This is a genomic window from Micromonospora sp. M51, assembly GCF_018070305.1.
Taxonomy (GTDB): domain Bacteria; phylum Actinomycetota; class Actinomycetes; order Mycobacteriales; family Micromonosporaceae; genus Micromonospora; species Micromonospora parva.
In genome coordinates this window covers 1-1,636 of sequence record NZ_JAGPXZ010001048.1, presented here as the reverse complement: position 1 = coordinate 1,636, position 1,636 = coordinate 1, and the positions used below count along the sequence as shown (strand labels likewise).

The window sequence follows — 1,636 nt, the reverse complement described above, 5'->3', positions numbered from 1 at the left end:
GCAAACAACTACCCCCATCCGCCGACCCCCCACCCGGCTGAATACCCCCCACCCCGCGGCCCTCCAGCTGCCTGCCCCGCGACGCCGTTTATCAAGAGGTTTGCGTCACGACACGCCGGTCGGCATGACGCAAACCTCTTGATCAACCGGGGTAGAGGGGGCGCGTGGGGTTAGGCCTGGGTTAGGGCTTGGTCTACCAGGGTTTTGGCTTCTTCCTGGATCTTCTTCAGGTGGTCGGGGCCCTGGAAGGACTCGGCGTAGATCTTGTAGACGTCTTCCGTGCCGGAGGGCCGCGCGGCGAACCAGCCGGACTCGGTGCTGACCTTCAGGCCACCGATCGGTGCGCCGTTGCCCGGGGCGGTGGTCAGCGTCGCGGTGATCGGCTCACCGGCCAGCTCGGTGGCGGTGACCTGGTCCGGGGAGAGCTTGCCGAGCACTGCCTTCTGCTCCCGGGTGGCGGGGGCGTCGATCCGGGCGTACGCGGGCGCACCGAAGCGCTCGGCCAACTCCGCCCAGTGCTCGCTCGGGCTGCGGCCGGTGGTGGCCTGGATCTCGGCGGCGAGCAGACAGAGCAGGATGCCGTCCTTGTCGGTGGTCCAGGTCGAGCCGTCGCGGCGCAGGAACGACGCCCCGGCGCTCTCCTCACCGCCGAAGCCGACAGCGCCGTCGAGCAGGCCGGGTACGAACCACTTGAAGCCGACCGGCACCTCCAGCAGCGGCCGGCCCAGGTCGGCGGCAACCCGGTCGATCATCGACGAGGAGACCAGGGTCTTGCCCACGGCGGCCGCCGGCCCCCACTCGGTGCGGGTGCGGAACAGGTGTCCGATCGCCACCGCCAGGAAGTGGTTGGGGTTCATCAGCCCGGCGTCCGGGGTGACGATGCCGTGCCGGTCGGCGTCCGCGTCGTTGCCGGTGGAGATCTGGTAATCGGCCCGCGCGGCGATCAACGACGCCATCGCGTTCGGCGAGGAGCAGTCCATCCGGATCTTGCCGTCGCCGTCCAGGGTCATGAACCGCCAGGTCGGGTCGACGGTCGGGTTGACCACCGTCAGGTCCAGCCGGTGCCGCTCGGCGATCTCACCCCAGTACGCCACGCTCGCCCCGCCCAGCGGGTCCGCGCCGATGCGGATCCCCGCGTCACGGATGGCGTCGATGTCGATCGCCGCCGGCAGGTCGTCGACGTAGCTGGCGAGGAAGTCGTACTCCCCGGTGGTGTCGGCGGCCCGCGCCCGCGCGTAGGTGATCCGGCGGACCTCCTTGAGCCCGGCGGCGAGGATGGCGTTGGCCCGGTCCTGGATCCACCGGGTGACGTCGGTGTCGGCCGGCCCGCCGTTGGTGGGGTTGTACTTGAAACCGCCGTCGTCGGGCGGGTTGTGCGACGGGGTGATCACGATGCCGTCGGCGAGCCCGCTGGTCCGCCCCCGGTTGTGGGTGAGGATCGCGTGCGACAGCGCCGGGGTCGGGGTGTAGCCGTCGCGGCTGTCCACCAGCACGGTGACCCCGTTGGCGGCGAGCACCTCCAGGGCGTCCACCGCGGCCGGCGCGGAGAGCGCGTGGGTGTCCCGGGCGAGGAAGAGCGGCCCGTCCAACCCCTGCTCGCGTCGGTAGTCGCAGAGCGCCTGGTAGGTCTTGCCCT

Annotated in this window: 1 protein-coding gene; it reads right to left on the bottom strand. The window is 71.0% G+C overall.

All coding sequences use genetic code 11. The annotated features are described in order from the left end of the window. Positions 1-170: 170 nt before the first annotated feature. Positions 171-1,636: phosphoglucomutase (alpha-D-glucose-1,6-bisphosphate-dependent) (gene pgm / locus KBX53_RS32320; RefSeq protein WP_210863642.1), on the bottom strand; the 1,466-nt coding region annotated here is incomplete at its 5' end.